We start from the raw sequence: 25,200 nt of genomic DNA on the forward strand, positions 1-25,200 counted from the left end.
CCGGTCTCGCCCGCTGCTGCCATCGAGCAGCCACTACCGCCGCACGGTCCGTTGTCGATCGCGCAAGCGCAGCGGAACATCGTCAACCGGCCATCAGCCGCGATCCGACGACGAGAACATTGTCCGGTTCCATACCGCGGTGCACGACGCCTGCGGTCGGCAGCCTGTGCCATCTCGACCGGCCGCAGCGCACGCATCCGCATACCGTCGCCGCTGTGCCCAGGCGACGTCGCCGGATCGGTTGCTCGCTGTCCGCGTCGATCGGCCCACCTGCCGCGGTCGGAAGTTTTTTCGGCGGGCATGTCCGAGAATGGTCAGCGGCTGCGACGTATCTGACGAGCGGCACCATCCAGGCGCCGCCACAGCGGAGGAGTTGTCATGAAATACATGATCCTGAGCTATGGCTCGCAGCAGGACTACGACGGCATGGTCGGCAAGGACACCGGCAAACCCGCATGGAGCGCCGCGGATTACGCGGCGATGACCGAGTTCATGGGCAACCTCAACAAGAAGTTGGAGGAATCCGGTGAACTGGTCGAAACACGCGGTCTGGCCGAACCGGTGCACACCCGCCGCATCACCACCAAGAACGGCGCACCGTTCGTGACCGATGGTCCCTACGCCGAAACGCAGGAGGTACTCGCCGGATACTGGATCGTCGAATGCGAGAGCTTCGACCGCGCCACCGAAATCGCGGCCGAACTGAGCAAATGCCCGGCTCCGCCGCACATCGCCGAGACGGCCTATGCCGATGTCCGGCCCATCATCGAGTCCGCACCCGAATTCAGCTGAGCCTGATGTCGGATACCGAGGTCGAGGACCTGTTGCGCAGCTGCGCGCCGCAGGTCCTCGCCGCGGTGGTACGGCGCTACGGTCATTTCGACACCGCCGAGGACGCGGTGCAGGAGGCACTGCTCGCCGCCGCGACCCAATGGCCGAACACGGGCATTCCGGACAACCCGCGCGCCTGGCTGATCACCGTCGCCTCCCGCCGCCTGACCGACCTGCTCCGCAACGAACAGGCCCGCCGCGGGCGAGAGGACACCGTGGCCCGCTGGGCACTGCCCGAGGACTGGCTCAGCGCCCCCGCCGACCGCGAACCCACCGACTCCGATGACACCCTCGTCCTGCTGTTTCTGTGCTGCCACCCGTCGCTCGCACCCACCGCACAGGTCGCACTCACCTTGCGCGCGGTCGGTGGTTTGACCACCGCCGAAATCGCTCGCGCCTTCCTGGTGTCCGAGGCGACCATGACCAAACGCATCGGCCGTGCCAAGCAGAAGATCAAGGACAGCGAAGTCGGCTTCGCCCCACCTTCCGGCGCCCACCGCGACGCGCGCCTGGCCGCCGTGCTGCACGTGCTGTATCTGATCTTCACCGAGGGCTATGCCAGCACTTCGGGACCGAGCCTGCACCGCGTCGAACTCTGCGCCGAGGCCATGCGCCTGACCCGTCTGGTGCACCGTCTGCTGCCCGACGATGCCGAAGTCACCGGTCTGCTCGCGCTGATGCTGCTCACCGATGCCCGCCGACCCGCCCGCACCGGACCCGCGGGTGAGCTCGTCCCGATGCACGACCAGGATCGCGCACTCTGGCACACCGAAGCCATTACCGAAGGCATCGCGCTGATCACCGAGGCGCTGCCCCGCGGCGAACCCGGCCCGTATCAGCTGCAAGCGGCCATCGCGGCACTGCACGATGAGGCGCCGACCTACCAGGCCACCGATTGGCCGCAGATCATGCTGCTCTACGAACGCCTGCTCGCGCTGGTCGACAATCCGATCATCGCGCTCAACCATGCGGTGGCCGTCGCGATGGCTCGCGGACCGGTGGCCGGACTGAAACTCGTCGACGATCTGGCCGACGGCGGCAAACTGACGGGCGACCACCGCTTGGCAGCCGTCCGTGCCCATCTGTTGGAATCGATGGGAGACCGGACCGGCGCCCGCGAGTCATATCTGCTTGCCGCACAACAGACGATGAGCATCCCGCAACAGCGCTATTTGTACGCCCGCGCCGCCCACCTTGGCACCGATGAGTAGAAAGGCAGCGATGTTGATCGTCGTGGATGCCGCGAATGTCGTGGGCTCACGCCCCGATGGCTGGTGGCGCGATCGTGCGGGCGCGGCTCGGCGATTGCTCATCCGATTGAGCACACTGGACCTCGCACAACCAGCCGAAGTGGTCGTCGTACTGGAGGGCGCGGCGAAGGCCGCGGCATCGGATGAGTTCGACGGCGTGCGCGTGGTGCTGGCTGATGGTTCGGGAGACGACGCGATCGTCGACGTCGTGGCGGCGGCCAGCGACGAGGACACGATCACCGTCGTCACGGCCGATCGGGGACTCCGCGAGCGAATCGAAGCCCTCGGCGCCGCATCGGTGGGCCCGCGCTGGCTGCTGGACCACATCGACCCCTGATCTGTCGGATCCGACTGGTAGACAAGGGGAACCGTCACCGAACCCGGAGGTCAACCGTGCCCAACGAACTCGAGGATCTGCCCTACGCGCGTTATCTCACGCCGCTGGAGGACGATCTCGAGCCCGAGGGCGACTACGACTGTGTGCACGTCACCGGCGCCGATATCGATGACATCGAGGCAGGCAATTCCCGTTTCTCCGAGACCGTCTTCACCGCACTGGCGATCAACCGCGGCAGCCTCCGGTTCTCCCGCTTCACCGATGTCTGGCAGCGCAATGTGCGCTGGGTGGGCACCGACCTGTCCGATACCTCCTGGCAGGACGTCGAATTGATCGCCGGTGCGCTGTCCGGCGTCGATGCGGGCGGTGCCAACTTGCGTCGAGTGCGCTTCGAAGGCTGCAAATTCGACTCGGTGAACTTCCGCAAATCCACACTGCGCGAGGTGCAATTCGTCGACTGCGTGCTGCGCCATACCGATTTCGGTGATGCCGAGCTGACCAAGCTCACCTTCCCCGGCACCACCGTGGAAGGCCTGCTGCTCAACCGCGCCCGACTGAAGCAGGTGGACCTGCGCGGCGCGGCCCACATCAACATCGCCGAGGGCTTGGACGCCTTGCGCGGGGCCACCATCACCCCGCTCCAACTGCTCGATCTGGCACCCGAATTCGCCAAAGCGATCGGCATTACCGTCCGCGACTAGTACTGCTTACGGTGCGGCACGAATTCCAAGGTGAGCAGAGCCGCGGCGGCCAGCAGCACCTCACGCCAGCGGATCAGCACGAACCGCTGCTCGGACATCGCTTGGAACTTGCGCAGGAATCGGTACAACGATTCCAGCCGGATCAGCGGATCACCCAGGTGCACGAGCACATAGAGCAGCTTCCTGGTCCGCGAGCGCTGCTTCTCGGCGAACAGTTCCGGGAAGGGTGCGAATGCCAGTGAGATCCGTTCGATGCCCTGCGTGCGGGCGTGGTCGACGAGGTCGATGATCATCCGCTCGTCCAGTCCGTTCGGTGCATCCTTGCGCCGCCACGGCACATCCAGGCTGAGCTCGCGGCCTCGCCCGGAGACGCCGTAGCGCTGGAAGCCCGCCACGCGCCCGTCCGCATCGCGGGCCAGTACCAGCAGCATCCCGGGATTCCGACCGTCCAACAGATGGTCCAGGATCATCGAGAAGCCGCGATTCTGCCGACCGGTACGCCATTCGTCGACGATGTCCAGCAGTTCGGCCCGCAATGGTTCGGTCAGATCGGTCTCGCTGATGACCTCGGTGGTCACCCCGAAATTCCGGGTGCGGCTCACGGCCTGGCGCAGATTGCGGAAGGAACGCCCGACCATGGCGAACGTCCCGACATCGATGACCACATCGCGGCCGACCGGAATCGCGCGCAAACCCCGATGTTCGATCGCCCGATGCCGCCACATTCCGGCCAGCTCCGGACTGGCGCCGAGCACCGCTACCCGCCAGCCGTGATTCGCCGCGAATTCGGAGAAGTCGGTAAGCAGGGCGGGATAGTCGGCACGATCGCCGATCGGATCACCGGCGACCACCGCGATCCCGAAGCGGGCACGATAGCCGATCGCCGCGGTCGAATTCACATTGAAGTAATAGGACTTCGACGAATGCAGCGCGAATGCGGCGAGGGGATCGCGTTGGGTACGGCCGACGAGTTCGGCGACCCGATACAGCTGCTCGGGCTGGGGCCGACTGGACTGCGGCAGCATCAGGATGAATCCGGTCGCGGCCAGGAAGACGAAGCCGAAGCCAGGATGCGAGGCGCGGTAGGCGGCATTGGCCGCCGCCAGCACGAAGACCGCGATGGTGAAATGCGGCAGGGTGATAGGCCGTCGCAGATGCAGTCCGCGCACCACGAAGAGTCCGGCGATCGATACGGCGACGAACCAGCCGTGGTCCTGCCCGGGCGCGGCGCGACCGGCCTCGTAGACCAGCGCGACACTCATCAGCAACAGGGCGATGGAGATCACCGGGCGGACGGCCGGTGTGGTGGTGATCGAGGCATCGCGGTATCCCGCGAGTGTGGAATTCCGCGCCGCCGTTTCCCGTCCCTCAGCCACGTCTGCGCCCCATTGACCCGGCGGGTCCGAACAGGTTCCCCATGTGGTCCTCCCGATGATCCTGTACACGCAACAATATTCGAAACATGGGATGAGTGCTCGAACATTCCTGGTGCACCAAGATCGTTGGAGTCCGCGAGTGTTCGCCCGGCAACCGCGCCATGCTGAAGCTGGTGTGTCGGCCTCGATCGGACCGGGGCGAGCGAGCCGCTGGCCGCTTCAATCGAGTATGCCACCACCGTGCTGACGGAAGGGCCTTTCCGTGGCCCGTTCCCGACCATCGGCGCTGGTATCCATCAGCCTCATCGCTGGTATATCGCCGCGGTGCCGGCCTATGTGAACGGCAGCGACGCTCTGTTCGGTCGACGTGAGCGCGGTTCATGGTCGACAGCAATCGTTCAGCGAGCCGTGTCCTGATCGAATCTCGATTTCTGTCGTTCGGTGGCCGAGTATTGCGTCCGAGGCGACGCTGGATCTATAGACAACAGTGTTCATAATTGTCTATCGTCATGGTCCATGACGAAGTTCGACGGCAAGAGCTGCCTGATCACCGGAGCGGCCAGCGGCTTGGGCCGCAGTACGGCGCTCGCGGTTGTCGCCAGAGGCGCATCGGTCGTCCTGACCGATGTCGATGATGTCGGACTGCAGCGCACCGCCGATGAGGTGCGCGCCCAGGGCGGTGTCGTGCACTTGGCCGCGCCCGCCGATGTCAGCGACTACGACGCCGTGGTGGCACTGGCCGCGAAGACGCACGCACAGGTGGACAGCGTCGACATCGTGATGAATGTGGCAGGCATTGCCACCTGGGGGACCGTCGACCGGCTCACGCACAAGCAGTGGCGGCGCACCATCGATATCGATCTGATGGGCCCGATCCATGTGATCGAGGAGTTCGTGCCGCGGATGATCGAGGCCGGACGCGGCGGACATCTGGTCAATGTGGCCTCGGCGGCGGGACTTTTCGGGCTGCCATGGCATGCGCCCTACAGCGCGGGCAAATTCGGGTTGCGCGGCGTTTCGGAGGTGTTGCGATTCGATCTGCGCCAGCACCGGATCGGTGTCAGCCTGGTCTGCCCCGGCGCGATGGCGACGCCGATGGTGGACAGCGTCGATATCGCGGGCGTCGATCGGCAGGGCGCGGCGGTGCAACAGGCGGTAGCGCTGTTCATGCGACATGCGGTCACGCCCGAGCAGGCAGCCCGATCGATCGTGCGCGGTGTCGAGCGCAACAAGTACATGGTCTTCACCTCGCCCGACATCCGGATCGGCTATCTCGCCCAGCGCTACTTCCCGCCCTCCTACAACCTCGCGATGCGCGGCCTGAACTGGGCGATGAGCCGCTACATCGACAAGGCATCCCAACCAACGAAGGCTTAACCGGATTGGTCCGGTGATCACTTGCAGGACGCGAAGTGCTGGACGTACAGACCTGCTTGGTCGGGGGCCGTGCCGGGTTGGGCGAGGCCGTAGACGGCGCCGGGGCCGACCATGGTCGAATCTTTGTCGAGGATATTTGCTCGGTGGGTGTCGGAATGCATCCAATCGTTCACGATGGCGCGGGCGGTGGATCGGTTGCCGGTGCCCCAGGCGGTATTTTCCGCCCAGTGCGCCAATGTCTTACCGCGGCCGCAAGGTTGGGCGGCGGCGACTCGCTTGCCGACCTGCACGGTGGCCTCCTGATCGTCGTCGGCCGTGGTGCGCGGGGTCTCGGGGTGGATATGCCATTTGACCGTTTCCTGCTTGGTGCTGCCGACCCACCAGTTGAGGCGGTCGGCATCGGCGCCGTACTTCTCCGCCGAGTCGACGAGCACCATATTCCATTCGAGGGCGGGGATGCCGCGTTGTGTACGTTCGGCATTGGTCAGACACAGGACCGCCTTTTCGATCTCGTGGCGGTAGGCGAGGTCGGGGAACAGGTCCCGCAGGCGGCTGCGTGAGCCGGAGTTGCCGGTCGGCGCCTTGTCCGGCGGGATCACCGGATCATCGGCGTGTGCGCAGTCGGGGGCCGCTGCGGCCGTAGGTAACTCGGTGATGGGCAGTACTGCGATCGTCAGGCCCGCCATGGCGGCCAGCAAGGCTGCGGCGGGACGACGGATCCGGTTGGTCGATGGGGTCATGCCGATGAGATTCGCGGCGGCGACCAATGAAACACCAACGGGGAACCAACTTGGTCGGAAAATACCCTCGGACAGTGCTAAGCTCCGAAAACTACGACAGCTCAGCGTAATCGGCGAGGGAGAATGCTGAGACCATTGTTGCCGGATGATCCGACGGCTATCGGTCAGTTCGTGTTACACGGCCGTCTGGGCGAGGGTGGAATGGGTGTCGTATTCCAGGGATTCGGCCCGGACGGCACCGTCGTCGCGATAAAGATGCCGCATACGCAATTGGCGCGGGATCCGGAGTTCCGGGCCAGATTTCGGCAGGAGGTCAGCGCGGCCCAGCGAGTGCACGGACGCCGCATTGCGGAAGTGGTGGACGCCGATATCGAAGCGGAGCGGCCGTGGCTGGCTAATTCATTCGTATCCGGGGAATCGATGGCACAGGCCATTCGGGAACGCGGCGCGATGTCGTCGGCGCAGCTCTACGATTTCGCGAGCGGCCTCGCCGAAGCGCTCGAGTGCATACATGGCGCGGATGTCATCCATCGGGATTTGAAGCCGGACAACATCATTCTGACCTGGGACGGCCCGCGGGTCATCGATTTCGGTATCGCCCGGGTTATCGATGCCACCCGCCTCACCGAACCGGGACGCATTGTCGGGACGCTGGCATGGATGCCGCCCGAGGTGCTCGGCAACCAGGACGTGGGCCCGCCCGCGGATATCTTCGCGTGGGGCGCGTTGGTCGCCTTCGCGGCAACCGGTCGGCCACCGTTTCACGCGGATACCCAGGCAGCGGTGATAGCGCGAATCATTCGGGACGATCCGGACCTCGCGGGGGTGCCGGGCCGATACCGGCGCATGGTCGTCGCGGCGATGGCCAAGGATCCCGATGCCAGGCCGACGGCCGGTGAATTGGTGGATTTCCTTGCGGCACAAGCCAAAGATGAGCGGAGCGGGCGGCGTAAAGCCGCGGCGGGGTCACCGACCGATGAGGTCACCGCACCGGACGAGGAGGCGGACGCGATCACCGCCGTCAACGAAGTCGCTTCGCGCGAGCCGGACAGCGTGCCCGAATCGGGCGAGGTCACCGAAGTTAGGGAAGCCGAGGACCGGCTGGTGCGGTCCACGCAGCCGCGGCACAACCGTCCGGCATTGCCGCCCCGCAATATCGTGGCTACCCCATTCGATCGACCTGTCGCCACTCGGATGCCGTCAGATCCGCCGGTCCCCGCGCGCGATTCGGGCCGCCGAATTCTGATCGACGTGGCCACAATTCTCTTGTCGCTCTTGGGATATGGCATCGTGCTCGGCCCGATTGCGATCGTGCGCGGTCACCGACAACGCGTTCATGCTCGGCGCGCATTCGTCGCACCGCCCGCATCGGCCGCACACTTGATCCGGCTCGGCTGGATTTCTCTAGCGATATCCGTAGTGGTGTTCGTAGTCATATCGCTACTGGCCGGAGTGGGCGTACTGCCTCGCTGATTCGCCGCGGCGCGTATCAGTTCTGCGATCCGGTCTCTGAATCTGAGGCGATACTCGTCAGCTGTCCGGGCATAAATTCAATCACCCCATTTGCCACGAAGAATTCACCGATGGCCGACAGGCGACCGGTGCCGGGTGGCGCATTCGCGGCGCTAGGAAAGATCTGGGTGCCAGCGCATTTCGCTGAGGAAGGCCGGTAGATCACCAGTAATCTCCGCACGTTCCTGCGAACAGAATTCCGGAGATGCGATTCCACGCAGCCACACGAGTTCCCCCGATGCGCAACTCGAACCCGGCACCATCGGTAGTGCAGTACAGCAAATGAATTCGGTTCGAAGGTGACCTCCTATTTCAGGGCCATCAGCTGCCGTCGCAGCACCCGAATGGTTGACGCGGTGGCGACGATCGCGATCACGACCAGCACCGCCGCGGCCGTCTCGACGTGCTGCAGATCGTGGGTCCAGATCGAATCGGCGAACGGCTTCTGCTGCCCCGGTGGCGGATCGGCCGCACCGGTGAGTCCGATATCGGCACCGAGCCCGGCCGCCGCCCACCGCGACGGCGCGGCATAGGCGAAGGTCCGCAGTACCGCACCGGGCGTGCCTTCGAACGGTGGTGCGAGCCCGGTCATCACCACCTGCAGTGCCAGCACGCCCATCAGCACGAAAACCGCCTGCCGCAATGATTTCGAACATGCCGACACCAACAGTCCGAGTGCCATCGCTGCCAGCGGCAGCGTAATCGCGAACAGCAGCAGGCCGAAGGGCTGCGGCAGCACCGGATTCGCGGGTCCGGACTTGATACCGAGATAGCCGATGGTCGATGCCACACCCAGCAGCACCGCCAGCGGCGTACAGGTGATCGCGCGCGCCAACACCACCGACGCCGCCGAAATCCCCCAGCGCGCTTCGCGTTCGATGACCACGCGGTCATCGACGATGGCGGCGAAGGATTGCGCCATCGAGAAGAAGGTGAGACAGACGATCAAGGCGATCATGACCGAACTGATCGCCCGCGGGTCACCGCCGAGTCCCTGGTCGGAAGCGGCCGCACCGAGCATCGCGGTCAAGCCGATACCCGCCGCCGAACCCAAGGCGAGCGTGCGGAATCCATTGCGCTGGCGGGCCCATTCCCGGCCGATCAGGCGTGGCAGATGCCGGTGCAGCGAACCACGCATGGGCGCGGGAACCGGATGCTCGGCCGGTTGCGGGGTCGAGGGTGCGGCGGGCTGCCCGGCCTGCCGGTCGGCACGCAGCCGATCCATCACCTCCGCGTAGCTGTCGACGCCGAAGGCGCCCAATAACTCTCGGGGTGGCCCGAAGAATCCGAGTCGCCCACGACCGGTCACCGCGAGCACCTTGTCGGCGCAGTCGACATTGACCATCGAATGGGTGACGACAATGACCGCGCAACCGGTTTCGGCGACCACCCGCAACCGCTGCATCATGGCGCGGTCCAAGCCCTCGTCCAACCCGGAGGTCGGCTCGTCCAGTACCAGCAACTGTGGATCGCTGAGCAATTCCATCGCGGTGGAGACGCGCTTGCGCTGGCCACCGGACAGCGTGTCGATCCGCTTGCCGACCTCGCCCACCAGCTCCATCTCGGCGATCACGGTATCGACCCGGGCCGCCCGCTCGGACCGGGTGGTATCGCTGGCCGTGCGCAGACCAGCCACCCACAGCAATGCGTCGCGGACCGCGAGATCGCCGAACATGGCGGGCTGTTGCGGCACAAAGGAAACCAGATGACTCGCTTGCATTCGGGAGGCGACCAGGTCGACTCGGCCGAGCCGCAACGAGCCCGCCGCCAGTGCGACCTCGCCGAGCAGACCGGAACACATGGTGGACTTCCCGGCCCCGGACGGTCCGATCACGGCCAGCACCTCACCGCGCCCGAGTTCGAAGGTCAGATCGCGCAGGGTGGGTTCGGTGCGACCCCGATACCGCAGGCTCACGCCGTCGAAGCGCAGCAGCGGTTCGCGCGCGATTACCGCCGCGGGTACCAGTGTCAGCTGGGCGGGGCCCGATACCTCGAAGGTGTGATGCGCCAACATGAATTGCTCGCCGACCCGCAGTCGCGCGTGCAGTACGGGTTTGCCGTCGACGAACGGACGCGCATTGGTGGCGAGTCCGCGCAACTCCACTGCGCGCCCGGTCCAGCGCACTGTCGCGTGCCGATGTGCCAGATCCAGTCCGGGCAGGGCGATTTCCGCATCACCACCCTCGCGGCCGATCGCGAGCGGCCGATCGCTCGGCACCGACCACGATCCAGGTGCCGATGATGAGAGCTGTTGTCGCGGTGTGGGATCGGGTTGCGCGGGAGTGTGATGGGCGATGCCTATCGGCAATGCTTGCGCGGGCTCATCGATCAGGGTCGGGTCGGCTATCGGGCGTGCTTTCGGCATGCGAGCAGCTGGTGGGGTCGAATGTGCGCGTCTGGGAGGGGTCTGGCTCACGGCCGGGGCGGGGTTGACGGGCCGGAGATTCGCCGCGGCGCCATGCCCACTGCGTGCCGTCGGTCGGACCGCGGCGGGTGGGGACGGCGTTCGCGATGCGCGCGGGTCGACCGTCGGATCCGGTCCTCGACCCGAAGAACCGACAGCCGTTGGCGGCGTGAAGCTTCCGTTGCCGTCCGCCTCGGCCACAACGAGGCGAAAAATACGACCGCGCACCACGATCCGCAGTTCGTGCGTCCCGGAACCATCGACGGCCGTCCAGGTACGTGGGCCGATCGGCGCATCATCAAGGGTCGCCTCGATCGTAGGATCCACGGCGCGAATGGCCCACCCGTTGACATACCGGAACCGCAGCCACTGGCCCGACGGGCCGTCGTCGCTGACCGAAATATCGGCGCCGGATCCGGAGCCGAGGGAATGGGTGCGTCCGGAGATCCGGTGGCGGATCGCACCGGTGGTGAGCAGGAGGGCGGGTTCGGACATCGGTTCATTCCTGATCATGCGAGCGAGATCACGATGGTGAGCAGCACGATGAACAACGCGATCCACGCGACGACCACAACGGGTGGAATACGTTGGCGCGGTGTAGTACTCGTCGGCGCCGAGGCGGCGAACCCGGTGAAGTGCGCGGCGCGAGTCTGCTCGTTCCATGGTTCGCGCAGCGCGAAGTCGGTCCGCCGATACACCCGGCCGTCCGGCCGCACCACCGACTGCCAGGCCAGCGCGAGCGCCCGCAGATCGGCGGAGGTCAGATCCGGATGCGGGGTGGTCAGCAGCCGGTCGACCTTCTGGAAATCCCCGCTGGGCAGCAACTGGGCGTACTGCCGATAGTCGAGCTGATTCGCGGCCAGATCCTCGGCGAGGCAACGGATCATCAGCAAGGCGAATTTGAAGAGATCGGTGGTGGCGGTGAACTGCTGCACCGGATACGGCGGCCGCCACGGCAGCGGATCGAGTCGCGGGGTCGCGCCGCGGCCGCCGATGAGGAAGGAATCGCAGTCCAGGAAGTAGTTGTGCGCCGAGACGACACCGTCGACCGGCCGCGCGTCGGTGGTCAGGATGTTGTTGGGCTGTAGGTCCCCGACCACGATGTCGTTGTCGTGCAGGAACTGCAGATCCACCAGCAACTGCCCAAGCCGCGCGATCTTGTGCGGGAAATCGAAATAGCTGTGCCCGCGCTTCTGCGCATCCGACACCCGCACCGCGACCCGGGTGAAGGCCCGCGGCTGCGGACCGCTGCGCGATTCGAAAAAGAATTCGCGCGGCGCCAGCGGCATGAGAATGCCTACCACCGTTTCGTTTTCGACGACCACGGCATGCGGCCACGCGCACAGCTCCAGCAGGCGCTTGCGGTCGTCCTGATCCAGCCGGTGCGGCCAGGCGACCAACTCACGCAGCACCCGCGGCCGCAATTGACGCACCGTATCTCGGTCATAGCGCTTGAACGCGACCGACACCTCATCCGGTGTCGTACACCGCCACACCTGCGCGGAACCGCCCTCACCCAGCGGAAAATCGCCCACGATGCGCAGTTCGTCCAAGCCGTACTCGGTACGACCGGCTGCCGACCACCCCGGCATTGTCATAGCCCCCACCTAACGTATGTTCCGGGCGGGCCCGCGCCCGCGTGTCGGCCAGGCCGCGACGATGGTGCGGTCATCGTGCAGGCCGGGCAGGTCGAATCCGACGAGCTGTCCGAAAACATGCTCGGCGGGCCGCGGCCCGGCGATCTGCGGCAGCAGCGTGGCGAATTGTTCGGGCACCAGCCGGATCGCATCGGCCATCCCGTCACTGGCCAGCACCACCATCAGATTCGACGGCACGAAGGTGAGCCCGGCGATCACACGATCGGCATCGCGTGGCAGCGACGGCGTGACGTTGCTGATCATGCCGCGCTTGGTCGTGTGCTGGGTAAGCCATTTGGTGGCACCGGAATCCAGGTCCACCAGCAGCAGATCGCAATCGCCGACGGTCGCCCAGGCCAGCGGGTAGCCGTCCGCCGAAACCGGGCCGAGCGCGGCGAAGGCCAAGGTGCAGGCCGGGATCGAGGTGCGCTTGTTATCGCCCGCGCCGTGCGGGCTGCGGTAATCGATCTGGGCGGCCAGTTCGTCGATCGTCTCGGTGTCGAGTTGGGCGGCCACCTTCGCGGTGATCTCCGCGGCGAGCGGCTCCCAGGTGGACGGATATCCGATGCGATCGAGCGAACTCGCATACCGGTGCAGCAGCGTCAGGCAGGCGCGGGTCGCACGCTGGGCGGCGGCATGGGAATTGGCGGCCGAGCCGAGCCCGTCGGCGACCGCGAGGTAGACCCAGCCGCGATCCGGGTCGCCGCCGATGGCGTAGGCGTCCTCGCGAGTGTGGCCGTCCTTCGCGTGCGAAAGTCCCACCTGCGTGGCGGCGTACACGTCGTAACGGCCGCTGCGGCCACGGTCGACCGTGAGTCCGCTCACGCCCGAGGTGGTCAGGGCGGGTAGTTCGACCGGACGGGCGGCCTCGACCCCGTCGGCCAGCTCAGAACGTTCCGGACCGCCACGATCGGCGATCGGCACGACCGAACTGGTTCCAGGACCGGGCCGCACGAGCACGACCGCAGCTCCGGTCGCCGTCGCGGCGATTAGGCACATCAGAGTCGTTGGCAGCCACCACCATCCGGACCGATCGGGTGCCGGGTCGGCGATCGAGACCAGCAGCACATCACCGAATTCGCCGGAGGGCCGGGCGCTGACCTGCTGGCCACCGATATCGTGCAACAGAATCGGCTCCGACTGCGGTTTCGGCAACTGGCTGCCGCTGGCCAAGATAATCGGCAGGCCCGAGATCGGTGCGCAGGTATTGCCGAATTTGTCGCGCAGTTCCGCGCGTACCGGCGATTTCACCCGACCGACAGCTGTTTCCGGCACCTGCGGGCAGCCCGAGATATCGTGGGCCACTCGCTTGGCGACCGCGGCCGTGGTCCAGCCGTCGGGCCCGCTATCGGCCAGCACCTGCACGATGATCGACAGCAGCGTGCCCAGCAGGGCGGTCGCGACTACGAACAGAATCGGTCGGCGACGAAACATATTCAGCGTCATGGCTATTCAGTCCAGTTCCCGCATACCGAGGGGCGTACGGAACAGGAACCTGCCCTGCCCGACACTGCTGCTGATCGAGAACTTGATGCTGTTGATGATGGCGCGCAACAGATCTCCCGGCGCCACACTGCCCTCGGCGACACAGGCGACGCCGACCGGATTGCGCGAGCGCAACTGTCGGACCGTCTCCTCGCGCACATCACCGATGCCGAGTGCCACCACTACTGGGCGGAACGGGTGGCCGGGCGCCTCCAGTCCGGCCCGCACCGGCACCCAGACATTATCGGGCTGGAATTTGCCGCGCACTTGCGGATTTCCGTCGGTGAGAAAGAAGATCACCGGGGTATAGGTGTCCAATCGGGCGCTGGCGAAGCGCTTGTGGTCGGCGCGCAATTGTCGGTCCAGATAACGGAATACGTCCGCGTAGTCGGTCGCGCCCTGGCGCGGTAGCGCCGGAATGGACGGGTCGATGCGCAGCGGGGTCAAGGGCAGCACCGCGACGGCGGAATCACCGAAGGCGACAACCGAAAGATGCGCGGTGTCATAGGTGGTCGGATCCTCCTCGAGCACATTGAGCATGTCCGGCAGCGCTTGCTCCACCGTCTCCAGTGGCGTGATCTTCTGGTTGGTCCACGCGGGATCCCACATCGAACGGGAGACATCGCAGACGACATAGAACGGGAACACCCGGCTGGCGCTCACTCCGGCCTGGGTGAGTTTGAAACGAGTATCCTCACGCATTCCTGGCTCCGATTAGTTGGAAATTTCTGCGCGGCACGACAATCCGCGAGCGTTGGACTGTTGCTCGGCGACGACTTTGCCGTCGACGGTGATCTTGCAGTGGGCCGCACCGGCGGGATCGGGCGTGCCCTCGATGAAGACGACGAAACCGCCGGACCGGTTGCTGACCAGGGTGCGCGAATAGGGCAGTGTGGTAGCACCCGCCCCGAGGTAGCTGCTGGCGCCGTCACTCCAGCTGAGGTCGCGAACCTTGCCGCTGCCGCTCACGTCGAAAACGACGGTGTGCTTCTTGGTCTTGTCCGGTGTCCCGGTCGGGCCGGTGGGCTTGGTGGTCCCGGAATTGTTGTTTGTATTCGAATTGCCGTTTCCACCATGGGATCCGGTGCTCTCACCGGTGGTCTGGTCCTGATTCGACGCCTGATCCACCTGCGGCAGCTGGATATCGAGACTCGACTTGCCGACCACCAGAAAAACCGCGGCCGCCGCGACCACCGCGAGAACGGCGGTAAGTAGGTACTTCACTGGATTCACTTTCCTGCGCGCCAAGCCCGGTGGACGGGACGTGGAATCAGCGTCCGGCAAATCCGGTGCGGAAACATCCCCGCCGTATCACTGAGTGACACGTTCATCGAAATCGGCTGTGCGTGCATTGATTACGGTCGCCCCGGGGTGCGATGCTGGAGGGTTGGATAGGGGTGTGTTGGGGGTCGGTACCGAACACGGGTCGGTACGTTTCGGCCCCCTGAGATTCGCGGCACCGACCAACGAATAACCAACGGCCGTCCAACGCGGTATCGGTTTGACACCCCTGCCGATGCGGTCGCACACTCATCGATATGCCCGATGACAAAACCGTGGTCGGGCGCGCCGTCGCGATCATCGAGGCGGTCGCCGATTCCCGGGATCCGGTCTCGCTGGCCACGCTGACGCGCCGCACCGGCATTCCGAAACCAACCGTCCGCCGCATCGCCAACGATCTGGCCCGACGCGGCATGCTCGAAGTGACCCCGGACGGCTACCGGGCGGGCACGCTGCTGATCTACCACGGTTTGCGCGCGGCTCAGCAGCACGGTTTCGTCGTCACCGCGCAGCCCTATATCCAGGATCTGTATCTCCGCACCCGAGGCGAAATCGTCTGGTGCGCAAGCCTGTACGGCGGCGAGCTGACCCTCAACGGTTCGGCGTTCGGCCGCAACTACGCCGAGGCGATGAAGCGACAGAACTGGCCGAGCCTGGCATCGTTCGGGCCGAGTATGGTCCTCACCGCCGCGGGACGGCTGCAGATCGCCGCCCACGAGGAACAGGCCGAACAGATCCTCGCCATGCGCTGGGCGCCACTGACCCAGTACTCGGTGACCGATCCGCGCAAACTGCGGGCACTGCTCGACGAGGCCCGCGATACCGGGTTCGCGCACGAGCGCGAGCAGACGGCGGTCGGCTGGAGTTGTGTGGCATCGGCGGTGCGCGACAGCTCGGGTGCGTTCATCGGCGCGATCGGGATCACCGGCCGCAGTGCCGCCATCGAACAGCGCAGTCTGCACACCGGATTGGTGCGCTCGGTGGAATCGCTGCAGCACGAACTGCGCGAAGACTGGGCGGCGGGGGTGCCGCTCGGCAAACCGTCGAAGTCCTTCGGGGAGATCTTCACTCAGTACCCGCGCTGGACACCGAATCTCGCACCGCTGCTCGATGTGGCCCCGGATCGACCGCCGATTTCGATGCCCCCGCCATGATGGGCGGCAAACCCGAATTCCCTCCCGTACTATCGCGATCGGGAACACCGGCCGGGTAGATGAAGGGGGGCGGTGTTGGAGATTCGCCTACCGGCGACCATGCGCAACGGGGGTGCATGGGTACGGCGCTTCGCCGGGACGACTCCTGGTGCCATCGGCGCGGTCGCCGTCGTCACCGTCGTGTTGTGTCTGCTCGCCGGGTTGACCTCCGCAGATCAATTGAGCGGCAAGATCGCTCGGCGCGATACCGTGCTGGAACGCACCGAACCGCTGGCCTATGCCGCGCAGACCCTGTATGTCGCGCTGTCGGCCGCCGACGCGTCCGCGGCCACGGCCTTCCTGTCCGGCGGCATCGAATCACCGGAAGTGCGCGGGCGATATCAACAGGCACTCGCCGAAGCGGCGGCCGCACTGGCGGAGGCGACCGCCGGAGCCGCCGATCAACAGACCAGGAATATCGTCGCCAAGATCGCCGCCGACCTGCCCGCCTACACCGGCCTGGTCGAGACGGCACGGGCGAACAACCGGCAGGGCTTCCCGGTCGGTTCGTCCTATCTGCGCGAGGCCTCACTGCTGATGCAGAATTCGTTGCTGCCCAACGCCGAAACGCTCAGCAAGGACCGCATGGCCGCGGTCCGCCGGGATCAGCACGATATCGGCGCGCTGCCGTGGACCACCATGGTGCTGCTGATACTGGTGCTCGTCGGCTGTGGCGGTGGCACTTTGGTCCTGCTGCGCCGCACCAATCGCCGGGTGAACCTCGGTCTCGCGGTCGCCGCGGGCGCGACGGGCCTCGCGCTGTTCTGGGTGGTCGCCGCGACGATCATCGCCGCCGTCGCACTCGATACCGGTAAGTCCGGGGCGACCAGTCGCTTCGAAACCCTGACCCAGGCCAGGATCCTGGCCCAGCAAGCGCGCACCGACGAAACCCTGGAGTTGATCACCCGCGGCGATATCACCACGAGCGAAACCGATTACCGCAAGCACACCACCGAACTGGCGGACCGGTTGGCGACGGTCACCGGCCCGGACTCCACGGCCTCGCGCGGCGTACTCGGCTGGACCGCCGGACATGCCAAACAGCGTGACGCCTACGAGGCGGCGAACTATCCCGTGGCCGTGGCTCAGGCGATCGGCACGGGTCCGGAGACCTCGGCGACATTGTTCGCCCATCTCGATCAGCTGTTGCGCGACAACCTCATCCAGGAGCGCGGCGATTTGCGCGACGGGGTCGACTCGGCGGGTGCGACATTGACGCTCAGCCCCGCCGGGACACTGATACTCCTGTTCGGCGCTGCGGCATCGACCGTCACCGGCCTCTGGCCGCGGGTGAAGGAGTTTCTGTGAGACGGCGAATCACCCTGCGGCGGTCCGGATTCGGATGGATGGCGTTGGTCGCGCTGGTGACCGCATGCGGTTCCGGCATCCAGGCCCCCGCGTCCACGAATGTGGCCGCGGTCAACCCCAAACCCGATCTCGTCGAGATCACGACACCGCCGCAGTCCGAATCCGGCGGCAATTGCGATCCGGAGACCACCCTGCGTCCAGGTCCGTTGCCGAGTCCCGGTGCGATGCCGCCGGGTTCGGCGATGGCGGCCATCGTCGCCAATGGCAAACTGCGGGTCGGGGTGGATCAGAACACCTACCTGTTCGGCTTCCGCAATCCCAGCAGCGGACAGCTCGAGGGCTTCGATATCGATATCGCGCGCGAGATCGCCCGATCCCTCTTCGGTGATCCGGACCGGATCGAATTGCGGTCGGTCACCGCGGCCGAGCGGATACCCGCCCTGCAGAACAAACAGGTCGACCTGATCGTGCGCACCTTCTCGGCGACCTGTGAGCGGCGTCGTGACGTCGACTTCTCCGGCGTCTATTACCGTGCGACCCAACGTCTTCTGGCCGCCCGCAACTCCGGCATCCGATCCAGCGCGGATCTGGGCGGCAAGCGGGTGTGCGTCACCCGGGGCACCACCTCACCCGGACCACTGTTCAGCCTGGCCAAGCGGCCCGTCGTGCTCGGCGCGTCCAACTGGACCGACTGTCTGGCCGCGCTGCAACAGGGCCATGTGGACGCGATCAGCGGCGACGATCCGATCCTGGTCGGCCTGGTGGCCCAGGACCGCAATCTCGAGATCGTCGGGGAGGTGATCGGCACCGGCGCGTACGCGGTCGGCATCGCGCAGGGGCATCCGGATCTGGTCCGCTTCGTCAACGGTGTGCTGGAACGCATCCGCGGTGACGGCACCTGGCAGCAGCTCTACAACACCAGACTCAGCGCCCTCGGCCCCTCGCCCGGTCCGCCGGACCTGCGTTACAAAGAGTGAGACCATGCAGCCACTCACACTCGCCGAAATCGACGCCGAATTGACGACCCGCACCATCGAATTCGATGCCATCACGGCCACCCTGCTGGAACTGGACAAGCATCCGGGCCACACGCTGCTGCAACGCTATCCGCCGACCGGTGGGACCGAACAGCGGTGGCTGTCGGTTCGCGCCGCGCTCGCGCTGATGTGGGAGGACTACAGCCGGCTGCAGATCATCCTGGATTCGGCGCGCAAGGTGCGCGGCGCTCGGACCCGCCTCGACGACGGTGAGCGCGCCGAACTCACCCGACTGCTGCGCGGGCGTCCCTATGAGGCCGCGCGCACGCCGATACCGATGGCGCAACGTTCGCTCACCGGTCCCGCCGAAGAGGTTTTATTCGTCGGACTCGCCGATACCGTTGATCGCATGCGGGCCACCTTCCCGGAAATCGCCGAATTCTTCGACGCGGTCGATGCGGTGAACGGCCGGGTGATGTCGGGCCTCGCGCCGCTGCAGGAAACCCTGGACAAGGCGGGCGCGGCCGGGTGCGAGACCGCGCAGCTGCGCGCGATCGGCGACGGCATCGCCGAATTGCTGAGCCGTTCGGCGAATGATCCGCTGGCGCTGACGGCGCCGGAGATCGATGCGCGCATCGCGGAGTTGTCGGAGCAGTTGCGGAACGTGGCCACGATCCTCGCCGAACTCGATGCGGTGGCGGCGGATTGGGCCGCCGCGATCGCCGAGACGCGCAGGCGCTTGGCCGCGCTACGGGCAACCCGTGCCCGCGCGGCGGAGGTGAGGGCACAGGTCGAAGCGAAAATTCTGGCGGGCCCGCTGCCGACAGATGAGGACAACACCGCCGCGCTCGAAGCGGAACTCGACGCGTTGTCGCCGAATTCGGTTGCGGCAACGGATGTGGTGCGGTTGCGTATGCGGATCGCCGACGCGACCGCCGGGGCGGCCACCGCGCAGGAGCTGGCTCAGGGCCTGCTCGATCGGCGCAGCGAATTGCGTGGGCGGCTGGCCGCCTATCAGGTGAAGGCGGCGCGACTCGGCGTCAGCGAGGACCGAGATGTCTTGGCCTCCAACCAGATCGCGGCGGGTCTGCTCGCGCGGCGACCGTGCGATCTGGCGGCCGTCACTCGGGCGGTCGCCGACTTCCAGCAGATCATCGGGGAGAAATCGGGGCGGGGCAGATGACCTGTAATGAGCCTGGCTGCGACGGCACGATCGAAGACGGATACTGCGCCGTGTGCGGCACCGCGCCCGCCGAGGCGACCACCGCATCGGCGGAAAGTCCCGTCCCGCAGGGAGTTTCGAGCGAGGCGCAAGTGTGCGCCGAACCGGGCTGCGCTGGAACCATTGTCGGTGGGTACTGCGACGCCTGCGGTACGGCTCCGACCGAATCACAGCAGGCTACCTGTGCCGAGCCGGGCTGCGCCGGAGCCATCGTCGACGGCTACTGTGACGCCTGCGGCACAGCACCGGGCAGGACTTCCGCACTATCGGTGCGCTCCGGAAGCACCCGTGCCTCCGGACGTTCGGTGCGCACGGGCCGGACCTCATCGAAATCCAGCGCGCGCGGCCGACTCGGCGCGGGCATGGTGGAGGTGCCTCGGATGCCGCGCGTCGACCCGGCCACCGCGGTCCTGGCCGATCCGCAGGTCGCGGAGGGCAAGCGGTTCTGCGGCAAATGCGAACAGCCGGTCGGCCGCGGCCGTGACGGTACACCCGGCCGTACCGAGGGCTTCTGCCCCAATTGCGGCACCCGGTTCTCCTTCACACCGAAGTTGAGCAAGGGTGATCTGGTCGGCGGACAGTACGACGTGGTCGGCTGTTTGGCCCACGGCGGGCTCGGCTGGATCTATCTGGCCACCGACCGCAATGTCGCCAACCGCTGGGTGGTGCTGAAAGGTCTACTCAATTCCGGCGATCTGGACGCTATGGCGGCCGCGGTCGCCGAGAAACGGTTCCTCGCCGAGGTCGAACATCCCAGCATCGTCAAGATCTACAACTTCGTCGAGCACCGCGACGCCGACGGTGTCGCGGTCGGCTACATCGTCATGGAGTACGTCGGCGGGACCTCGCTCAAACAGATCCTGCGCGCCCGCCGCGACGCCGATGGCAGCTATCTGCCGCCGCCGCAGGCCATCGCCTACATTCTGGAGATGCTGCCCGCGCTCGGCTATCTGCATTCGCTCGGCCTGGCCTACTGCGATTTCAAGCCCGACAATGTGATGCAGACCGATGAGCAGCTCAAACTCATCGATATGGGCGCGGTGATCGCCATGGACGATCAGGACAGCCCCATCTACGGCACCATCGGCTATCAGGACCCCGAAATCTCCGAAACCGGGCCGACCGTCGCCACCGAGGTCTACACCGTCGGCCGCACCCTCGCGGTATTGCTGATGAATGTGCCGCAGCAGGGCGGGCACTTCGGCGCGCTGCCCGGCCCGGACGCCGAACCGTTACTGGCGCAATATGATTCGCTGCACCGATTCATCCTGCGCGCCACCGACGCCGATCCGGAGGCGCGCTTCTCCTCGATGGAGGAGATGGCCGATCAGCTGACCGGCGTGCTGCGCGAGGTGCTGAGCATCGATGACGGGGTGCCACGTCCCGGTATGTCGGCCTACTTCGGGCCACCACGCGGCGTATTCGGCGTACGGGAAGCACCGACGCCGACGAGTATCGTTGCGGCACTGCCGGTTCCGCTGGTCGATCCGAACGACAGCGGTGCCGCTCTGCTGGCGACCACCGGCGGCACCTCGCCCGCCGAACTGGAACCGGCCTTCGAAGCGGGCCTGCGCTCGGTGCTCACGACTCGCGGCGCGTCCGTGGAGATTCCATTGCGGCTGGTACGCGCCGCCCTGGAAATCGGCGACCCGGCCGACGCGCTGCGCCGACTCGACGAACTCGCCGAGACCCTGCCCGGTGACTGGCGGCTGGCCTGGTATCGCGGCCAAGCCGAACTGCTCGCGGGCAATATCGATGCGGCACATGCCGAATTCGATGCCGTATACGCGGCATTGCCCGGCGAGGCCGCACCGAAGCTGGCGCAGGCGGCCGTCGCCGAACTCACCGGCGCACAGCCTGATCGGCAACAGGCCGCACGCTACTACGACACGGTCTGGCGCACCGACCACGGCTTTGTCAGCGCCGCCTTCGGACTGGCCCGGCTGCGCAATGCGGACGGCGATCGCGACGGCGCCGTCGCCGTGCTCGATCAGGTGGATTCGGCCTCGGCGCTCTACACCGAGGCACGGCTGACGGCCGTGGAGACCATGCTGGCCGACCGGACCCCCGACGAACTGTCCGAAGCGCTGCTGCGCGATGCGGGCGGACGGGTCGAGGCATTGCGGATCGAATCGAAAAGCCGTGGCGCACAGGTGCGGATGCGCGTGCTTGATGCCGCATTGAAATGGCTACGTGCGGGTAAAGCACCGACGACACATGGGGCGCTGCTCGGCGCCGACCTCGATCAGGACGGAGTACGAACCGGTTTGGAGCGCTGCTATCGCGACCTCGCCCGCGAAACCGAAGATATGTGGGCCCGATTCGAGCTGGTGGATCGTGCCAATGCGATCCGGCCGAGGACGACCCTATGACCCGGCCCGAGACCGCGGTAGAGCGGCGGTGCCCGGAGTGCGCGGCGCGGGTCGGGGTGGCCGACCGGTTCTGCGAGGCCTGCGGCCGCGAACTCGGCACGCGCCGAATCGCGCTGCCGCGGTCGGATCCGAATGCGGCGCCGACGTGTGAGGGCTGCGGCGGCACCCGCTACGACGCCGACGGTTACTGCGGCGGCTGCGGCCAATTGCGGCCGCAGCCGGATCGATTCGAGGCCGATCTCGGCGCGGTATACGTCATGACAGATCGCGGTATCGCGCACGCGCGCAACGAGGATGCGGTCGCCGCCGCGGTAGTGGAAGACGGGACCGAGCGGCCGATCGTCACGGTGATCGCGGTCAGCGACGGTGTCTCCACCTCCGACGATCCGCAGGCCGCCTCGGGGGCGGCGGCGCGAGCGGGCGTCGATGCCTGCCTCACCGCCTTGGCCGAGGCACGATCCGGCACCGCGGTGGTGTTGGCCGGACTCACGGCCGCGTCCCGGGCCGTGCGCGATATCGCGCGGCACGATGGTCACGCTCCCTCATGCACCTACGTTTCGGCCATCGTGCGTGGATACGGTGGTGACGGCGTGGAGATCACCGTCGCGAATGTCGGTGACAGCCGGGCATATTGGTTGCAGGGCACCGGCATCGAGCCGATTGCGGGCGGGAATCTGCCGTCGACCCGGTTGACCGTGGACGACTCGTGGGCGCAGGCGCTCGTCGATGCCGGTGCCATGGACGAGCAGTCCGCGATGCGGGATCCACGGGCCCATACGTTGCTGCGCTGGCTCGGTGCCGACAGCGAGGACAAACCGTGGTCGGACCGATGTGTGAAGACCTTTCACACCACGGGTCCCGGGATGCTGTTGCTGTGCAGTGACGGACTTTGGAACTACGTATCCGATCCGGCGGCGCTCGCGCGGATGGTCAGCGGGTTACCGCGCGAGCAGGCGGCGCGGGTGCTTGTCGAATTTGCACTACGGTCCGGGGGGAGCGACAACATCACCGTCGCGCTGGTGCCGATCGGGCCATCGGTCGATGCGGGAGTAGCACAGTGAGTTCCATTGCGAATAACGGTATTTCGGTAGCGATAGACCAGAACGAATATCTGGCCGAGGGCGCGGACACGGTCGACGCGGTGGTGACCGTGGAGACCGGTGCGGATTTCGTGGCGGCCGGACCGGAACCGGAGCGGCTGGAGGTGCTGATCATCGACTGCTCCGGATCGATGGCCACCGGTAAGAAGTTCGAAGGTGCGCGCCGAGCCACCCTGGCCGCACTCGATGTACTGAAGGACGGCACCCGGTTCGCGATCATCGAGGGCACGTCGATGGCGCGGCTGACCTATCCGAGTGATAAGCCGTCGGTGCAGGCCAACCGCGACACCAGGGCCGCGGCCCGCCGCGCGCTGGATAAGTTGCGCCCCAACGGCGGCACCGCCATGGGCACCTGGCTCGGGCTCACCCGTCAGCTTGCCAAGAAACATCCCGGTGCGATGGTGCACGCCATCCTGCTCACCGACGGCAAGAACGAACACGAGGAGCCCACGGCGCTGGCCGCCGAAATAAAGCAGTCCGAGGGGATCTTCACCTGTGACTGCCGCGGCGTCGGAACCGACTGGCAGGTGGACGAATTGCGCACCATCGCCTCGGCGCTGCACGGCACGGTCGATATCGTCGCGGATCCGGCGAATCTGGCCGCGGACTTCGCCGCCATGACGCAGACATCGATGGCCAAGGCGATTCCGGAACTCACCCTGCGGGTGTGGACACCGGCCGGTGCCACCGTCCACTTCGTGAAGCAGGTCGCTCCGACCATCGAGGATCTGACCGCGCGCCGCACCGATGCCGGACCGCAGCTGGGGGAGTACCCGCTCGGGGCGTGGGGTGCGGAGGACCGCGACTATCACGTGCAAGTGCGGGTCGAGCCCGCCGCGCCCGGACGGGAGAAGCTCGCGGCCCGCATCAGCGTGGTCGCGGGTGATGAGGTGGTCGGGCAGGGGTTGGTGCGCGCGGTGTGGACCACCGAGACCGAGCTGTCGGCCCGAATCAGCAGGCGGGTCGCGCATTACACCGGACAGGCCGAACTCGCGCAGGTCGTGCAGGAGGGGTTGAGCGCACGGAAGAACGGTGATGTGGAGACCGCGACGGCGAAGCTGCGGCGCGCGGTCGAGCTCGCCGCCGAATCCGGGAACGAGGGCACCGCCAAACTGTTGCGCGGTGTGGTCGAGGTCGACGAGCGCAATGGCACGGTGCGGTTGCGCGCCAGAGTCGAGGCCGCGGACGAAATGGCCTTGGACGCACGCTCGACCAAGACGGCGCGGGTACGCAAGGAGGGGTAATGGCGATCGCCAGCTGTCCGGACGGGCATCAGTCCGTCGCGACGGATTACTGCGATGTCTGCGGTTCGCCGATCGGCGCGCCCGCGCCGACGAGCGCGGCCGCGCTCTGCCCGTCGTGCGGGTCGCCGAGCACCGGCCGCTTCTGTGAAGTCTGCGGCGCTGATTCGGCGCTGCCGACGCCGGTGCCGCGTGCGTCCGCGCCGACCGAAATCGTCACCGCGGTTTCCGCCGCCGATGTCGCGAGCGCGGCCGGTGCGGTGACATGGGTCGCCACGATCACCGCCGATCGCGAGTTCTACGACCGTGTGCAGGCCCGCAAGGGCCCCGACGCCGATCAGGTCGAATTCCCGGCGTTCTATCCCGAGCGCCGAATCACCTTGCGCGGCACCGACATCCTGATCGGCAAACACAGCGTCTCCCAGGGCCTGCAACCCGAGATCGATCTGGGCATCGCCCCCGCTGACGCAGGCGTCTCCCGCGCCCACGCGATTCTCCGCCTCGCTGAGACCGGCATGACCATCACCGATCTCGGCTCCACCAACGGCACCAGCCTCAACGGCAGCGAAGACTTGATCCCCGCAAAGGCGCCGGTCTCACTCCAAAGTGGCGACCGAATCCACCTCGGTGGCTGGACCACGATCATCGTGACCGCCGAAAACCTCTGAGCGACTGCACGTCCCCACCGGCATACCTGCATCGCCAGCTCACACCTTCTTCGCCTGAGGATCGGCCCACCGAACACCGTCGGCGGTTGCCGCCGAAGATCACGTGACGGGCAGGACGGCGACCTGCCGTGCCCGAGGTGTCCGTACAACCGCAGCAGATACCCTTCGGCACCAGCGATGTTCGAGTG

21 protein-coding genes are annotated in these 25,200 nt (G+C 66.5%); 14 read left to right on the forward strand and 7 right to left on the reverse strand.

Features of this window, described 5'->3' with window-relative positions:
* Positions 1 to 378: 378 nt before the first annotated feature.
* From ACQP1T_RS18555 to ACQP1T_RS18570, 4 genes are read left to right on the forward strand one after another with little or no spacing between them, the layout of a single operon-like run.
* Complete coding sequence (locus ACQP1T_RS18555) at positions 379 to 792, forward strand: YciI family protein (RefSeq protein WP_433761828.1); 414 nt, start codon at positions 379 to 381, stop codon at positions 790 to 792.
* Between the two features lie 5 nt (positions 793 to 797).
* A complete protein-coding gene (locus tag ACQP1T_RS18560; RefSeq protein WP_433761830.1) occupies positions 798 to 2,042 on the forward strand; it encodes an RNA polymerase sigma factor in 1,245 nt (414 codons plus the stop codon).
* Positions 2,035 to 2,418 (forward strand): NYN domain-containing protein, encoded by a 384-nt coding sequence (locus ACQP1T_RS18565; RefSeq protein WP_433761831.1) that lies wholly within the window; start codon positions 2,035 to 2,037, stop codon positions 2,416 to 2,418. Before ACQP1T_RS18560 ends, ACQP1T_RS18565 begins: the two co-directional genes overlap by 8 nt.
* A 56-nt stretch (positions 2,419 to 2,474) precedes the next feature.
* Positions 2,475 to 3,119 (forward strand): pentapeptide repeat-containing protein, encoded by a 645-nt coding sequence (locus ACQP1T_RS18570; RefSeq protein WP_433761832.1) that lies wholly within the window; start codon positions 2,475 to 2,477, stop codon positions 3,117 to 3,119.
* Here ACQP1T_RS18570 and ACQP1T_RS18575 read toward each other — a convergent pair.
* The gene (locus ACQP1T_RS18575; protein ID WP_433761833.1) at positions 3,116 to 4,495 is read right to left on the reverse strand and encodes a bifunctional lysylphosphatidylglycerol flippase/synthetase MprF; all 1,380 of its coding nucleotides are present in this window, start codon (positions 4,493 to 4,495) and stop codon (positions 3,116 to 3,118) included. The genes ACQP1T_RS18570 and ACQP1T_RS18575 overlap by 4 nt on opposite strands.
* Positions 4,496 to 5,011: 516 nt before the next feature.
* Between ACQP1T_RS18575 and ACQP1T_RS18580 the strand changes: the two genes are divergently transcribed.
* A complete protein-coding gene (locus tag ACQP1T_RS18580; RefSeq protein WP_433761835.1) occupies positions 5,012 to 5,872 on the forward strand; it encodes an SDR family oxidoreductase in 861 nt (286 codons plus the stop codon).
* Between the two features lie 17 nt (positions 5,873 to 5,889).
* Here ACQP1T_RS18580 and ACQP1T_RS18585 read toward each other — a convergent pair whose 3' ends face one another.
* Positions 5,890 to 6,612, reverse strand: a complete 723-nt coding sequence (locus ACQP1T_RS18585) for a CAP domain-containing protein (RefSeq protein ID WP_433761836.1) — start codon at positions 6,610 to 6,612, stop codon at positions 5,890 to 5,892.
* A 123-nt stretch (positions 6,613 to 6,735) separates the two neighbouring features.
* On the opposite strand from ACQP1T_RS18585, the gene ACQP1T_RS18590 reads away from it, so the two are divergent.
* The gene (locus ACQP1T_RS18590; protein WP_433761837.1) at positions 6,736 to 8,085 is read left to right on the forward strand and encodes a serine/threonine-protein kinase; all 1,350 of its coding nucleotides are present in this window, start codon (positions 6,736 to 6,738) and stop codon (positions 8,083 to 8,085) included.
* A 346-nt stretch (positions 8,086 to 8,431) separates the two neighbouring features.
* Here ACQP1T_RS18590 and ACQP1T_RS18595 read toward each other — a convergent pair whose 3' ends face one another.
* Genes ACQP1T_RS18595 through ACQP1T_RS18615 form a run of 5 tightly spaced genes read right to left on the reverse strand, consistent with a single transcriptional unit; the run spans position 8,432 to position 14,874 of the window.
* Positions 8,432 to 11,023 carry an ATP-binding cassette domain-containing protein gene (locus ACQP1T_RS18595; protein WP_433761838.1) on the reverse strand — a complete coding sequence of 864 codons (2,592 nt, stop codon included), beginning with the start codon at positions 11,021 to 11,023 and terminating at the stop codon, positions 8,432 to 8,434.
* Between the two features lie 14 nt (positions 11,024 to 11,037).
* Positions 11,038 to 12,126 carry a hypothetical protein gene (locus ACQP1T_RS18600; RefSeq protein ID WP_433761840.1) on the reverse strand — a complete coding sequence of 363 codons (1,089 nt, stop codon included), beginning with the start codon at positions 12,124 to 12,126 and terminating at the stop codon, positions 11,038 to 11,040.
* A 9-nt stretch (positions 12,127 to 12,135) separates the two neighbouring features.
* Positions 12,136 to 13,611 (reverse strand): protein phosphatase 2C domain-containing protein, encoded by a 1,476-nt coding sequence (locus tag ACQP1T_RS18605; protein ID WP_433761842.1) that lies wholly within the window; start codon positions 13,609 to 13,611, stop codon positions 12,136 to 12,138.
* A gap of 6 nt (positions 13,612 to 13,617) precedes the next feature.
* On the reverse strand, positions 13,618 to 14,352 hold the full coding sequence (locus ACQP1T_RS18610) for a vWA domain-containing protein (RefSeq protein ID WP_433761843.1): 735 nt from the start codon (positions 14,350 to 14,352) through the stop codon (positions 13,618 to 13,620).
* Between the two features lie 12 nt (positions 14,353 to 14,364).
* On the reverse strand, positions 14,365 to 14,874 hold the full coding sequence (locus ACQP1T_RS18615; protein WP_433761844.1) for a hypothetical protein: 510 nt from the start codon (positions 14,872 to 14,874) through the stop codon (positions 14,365 to 14,367).
* Between the two features lie 314 nt (positions 14,875 to 15,188).
* Between ACQP1T_RS18615 and ACQP1T_RS18620 the strand changes: the two genes are divergently transcribed.
* The 8 genes from ACQP1T_RS18620 to ACQP1T_RS18655 all read left to right on the forward strand — a co-directional run bounded on the left by ACQP1T_RS18620 (position 15,189) and on the right by ACQP1T_RS18655 (position 25,012).
* Positions 15,189 to 16,085, forward strand: a complete 897-nt coding sequence (locus ACQP1T_RS18620; RefSeq protein WP_433761845.1) for an IclR family transcriptional regulator — start codon at positions 15,189 to 15,191, stop codon at positions 16,083 to 16,085.
* A gap of 72 nt (positions 16,086 to 16,157) precedes the next feature.
* Complete coding sequence (locus tag ACQP1T_RS18625; RefSeq protein WP_433761846.1) at positions 16,158 to 17,432, forward strand: hypothetical protein; 1,275 nt, start codon at positions 16,158 to 16,160, stop codon at positions 17,430 to 17,432.
* Positions 17,429 to 18,409, forward strand: a complete 981-nt coding sequence (locus ACQP1T_RS18630; RefSeq protein ID WP_433761847.1) for a glutamate ABC transporter substrate-binding protein — start codon at positions 17,429 to 17,431, stop codon at positions 18,407 to 18,409. The genes ACQP1T_RS18625 and ACQP1T_RS18630 overlap by 4 nt, the downstream gene beginning before the upstream one ends.
* A 4-nt stretch (positions 18,410 to 18,413) precedes the next feature.
* Positions 18,414 to 19,592, forward strand: coding sequence for a hypothetical protein (locus ACQP1T_RS18635; protein ID WP_433761848.1), 1,179 nt, complete (start codon positions 18,414 to 18,416; stop codon positions 19,590 to 19,592).
* Entirely contained in the window at positions 19,589 to 22,003 is a 2,415-nt protein-coding gene (locus ACQP1T_RS18640; RefSeq protein WP_433761849.1) for a tetratricopeptide repeat protein, read from the forward strand. Before ACQP1T_RS18635 ends, ACQP1T_RS18640 begins: the two co-directional genes overlap by 4 nt.
* Positions 22,000 to 23,064, forward strand: a complete 1,065-nt coding sequence (locus ACQP1T_RS18645) for a PP2C family protein-serine/threonine phosphatase (protein WP_433761850.1) — start codon at positions 22,000 to 22,002, stop codon at positions 23,062 to 23,064. Before ACQP1T_RS18640 ends, ACQP1T_RS18645 begins: the two co-directional genes overlap by 4 nt.
* Positions 23,061 to 24,347, forward strand: a complete 1,287-nt coding sequence (locus tag ACQP1T_RS18650; protein WP_433761851.1) for a vWA domain-containing protein — start codon at positions 23,061 to 23,063, stop codon at positions 24,345 to 24,347. The genes ACQP1T_RS18645 and ACQP1T_RS18650 overlap by 4 nt, the downstream gene beginning before the upstream one ends.
* Positions 24,347 to 25,012: an FHA domain-containing protein gene (locus ACQP1T_RS18655; RefSeq protein ID WP_433761852.1), complete on the forward strand. Its 666-nt coding sequence runs from the start codon at positions 24,347 to 24,349 to the stop codon at positions 25,010 to 25,012. The genes ACQP1T_RS18650 and ACQP1T_RS18655 overlap by 1 nt, the downstream gene beginning before the upstream one ends.
* Positions 25,013 to 25,200 lie beyond the last annotated feature (188 nt).

The organism is Nocardia sp. CA-135398, assembly GCF_050955845.1.
GTDB lineage: Bacteria > Actinomycetota > Actinomycetes > Mycobacteriales > Mycobacteriaceae > Nocardia.

Excerpts from the sequence above, each read along its gene's own strand:
- ACQP1T_RS18555 (WP_433761828.1), top strand. The coding sequence starts at position 379 with ATGAAATACATGATCCTGAGCTATGGCTCGCAGCAGGACTACGACGGC.
- ACQP1T_RS18560 (WP_433761830.1), top strand. The coding sequence starts at position 798 with ATGTCGGATACCGAGGTCGAGGACCTGTTGCGCAGCTGCGCGCCGCAG.
- ACQP1T_RS18565 (WP_433761831.1), top strand. The coding sequence starts at position 2,035 with ATGAGTAGAAAGGCAGCGATGTTGATCGTCGTGGATGCCGCGAATGTC.
- ACQP1T_RS18580 (WP_433761835.1), top strand. The coding sequence starts at position 5,012 with ATGACGAAGTTCGACGGCAAGAGCTGCCTGATCACCGGAGCGGCCAGC.
- ACQP1T_RS18585 (WP_433761836.1), bottom strand. The coding sequence starts at position 6,612 with ATGACCCCATCGACCAACCGGATCCGTCGTCCCGCCGCAGCCTTGCTG.
- ACQP1T_RS18590 (WP_433761837.1), top strand. The coding sequence starts at position 6,736 with ATGCTGAGACCATTGTTGCCGGATGATCCGACGGCTATCGGTCAGTTC.
- ACQP1T_RS18595 (WP_433761838.1), bottom strand. The coding sequence starts at position 11,023 with ATGTCCGAACCCGCCCTCCTGCTCACCACCGGTGCGATCCGCCACCGG.
- ACQP1T_RS18600 (WP_433761840.1), bottom strand. The coding sequence starts at position 12,126 with ATGACAATGCCGGGGTGGTCGGCAGCCGGTCGTACCGAGTACGGCTTG.
- ACQP1T_RS18605 (WP_433761842.1), bottom strand. The coding sequence starts at position 13,611 with ATGACGCTGAATATGTTTCGTCGCCGACCGATTCTGTTCGTAGTCGCG.
- ACQP1T_RS18610 (WP_433761843.1), bottom strand. The coding sequence starts at position 14,352 with ATGCGTGAGGATACTCGTTTCAAACTCACCCAGGCCGGAGTGAGCGCC.
- ACQP1T_RS18620 (WP_433761845.1), top strand. The coding sequence starts at position 15,189 with ATGCCCGATGACAAAACCGTGGTCGGGCGCGCCGTCGCGATCATCGAG.
- ACQP1T_RS18635 (WP_433761848.1), top strand. The coding sequence starts at position 18,414 with ATGCAGCCACTCACACTCGCCGAAATCGACGCCGAATTGACGACCCGC.
- ACQP1T_RS18640 (WP_433761849.1), top strand. The coding sequence starts at position 19,589 with ATGACCTGTAATGAGCCTGGCTGCGACGGCACGATCGAAGACGGATAC.
- ACQP1T_RS18645 (WP_433761850.1), top strand. The coding sequence starts at position 22,000 with ATGACCCGGCCCGAGACCGCGGTAGAGCGGCGGTGCCCGGAGTGCGCG.
- ACQP1T_RS18655 (WP_433761852.1), top strand. The coding sequence starts at position 24,347 with ATGGCGATCGCCAGCTGTCCGGACGGGCATCAGTCCGTCGCGACGGAT.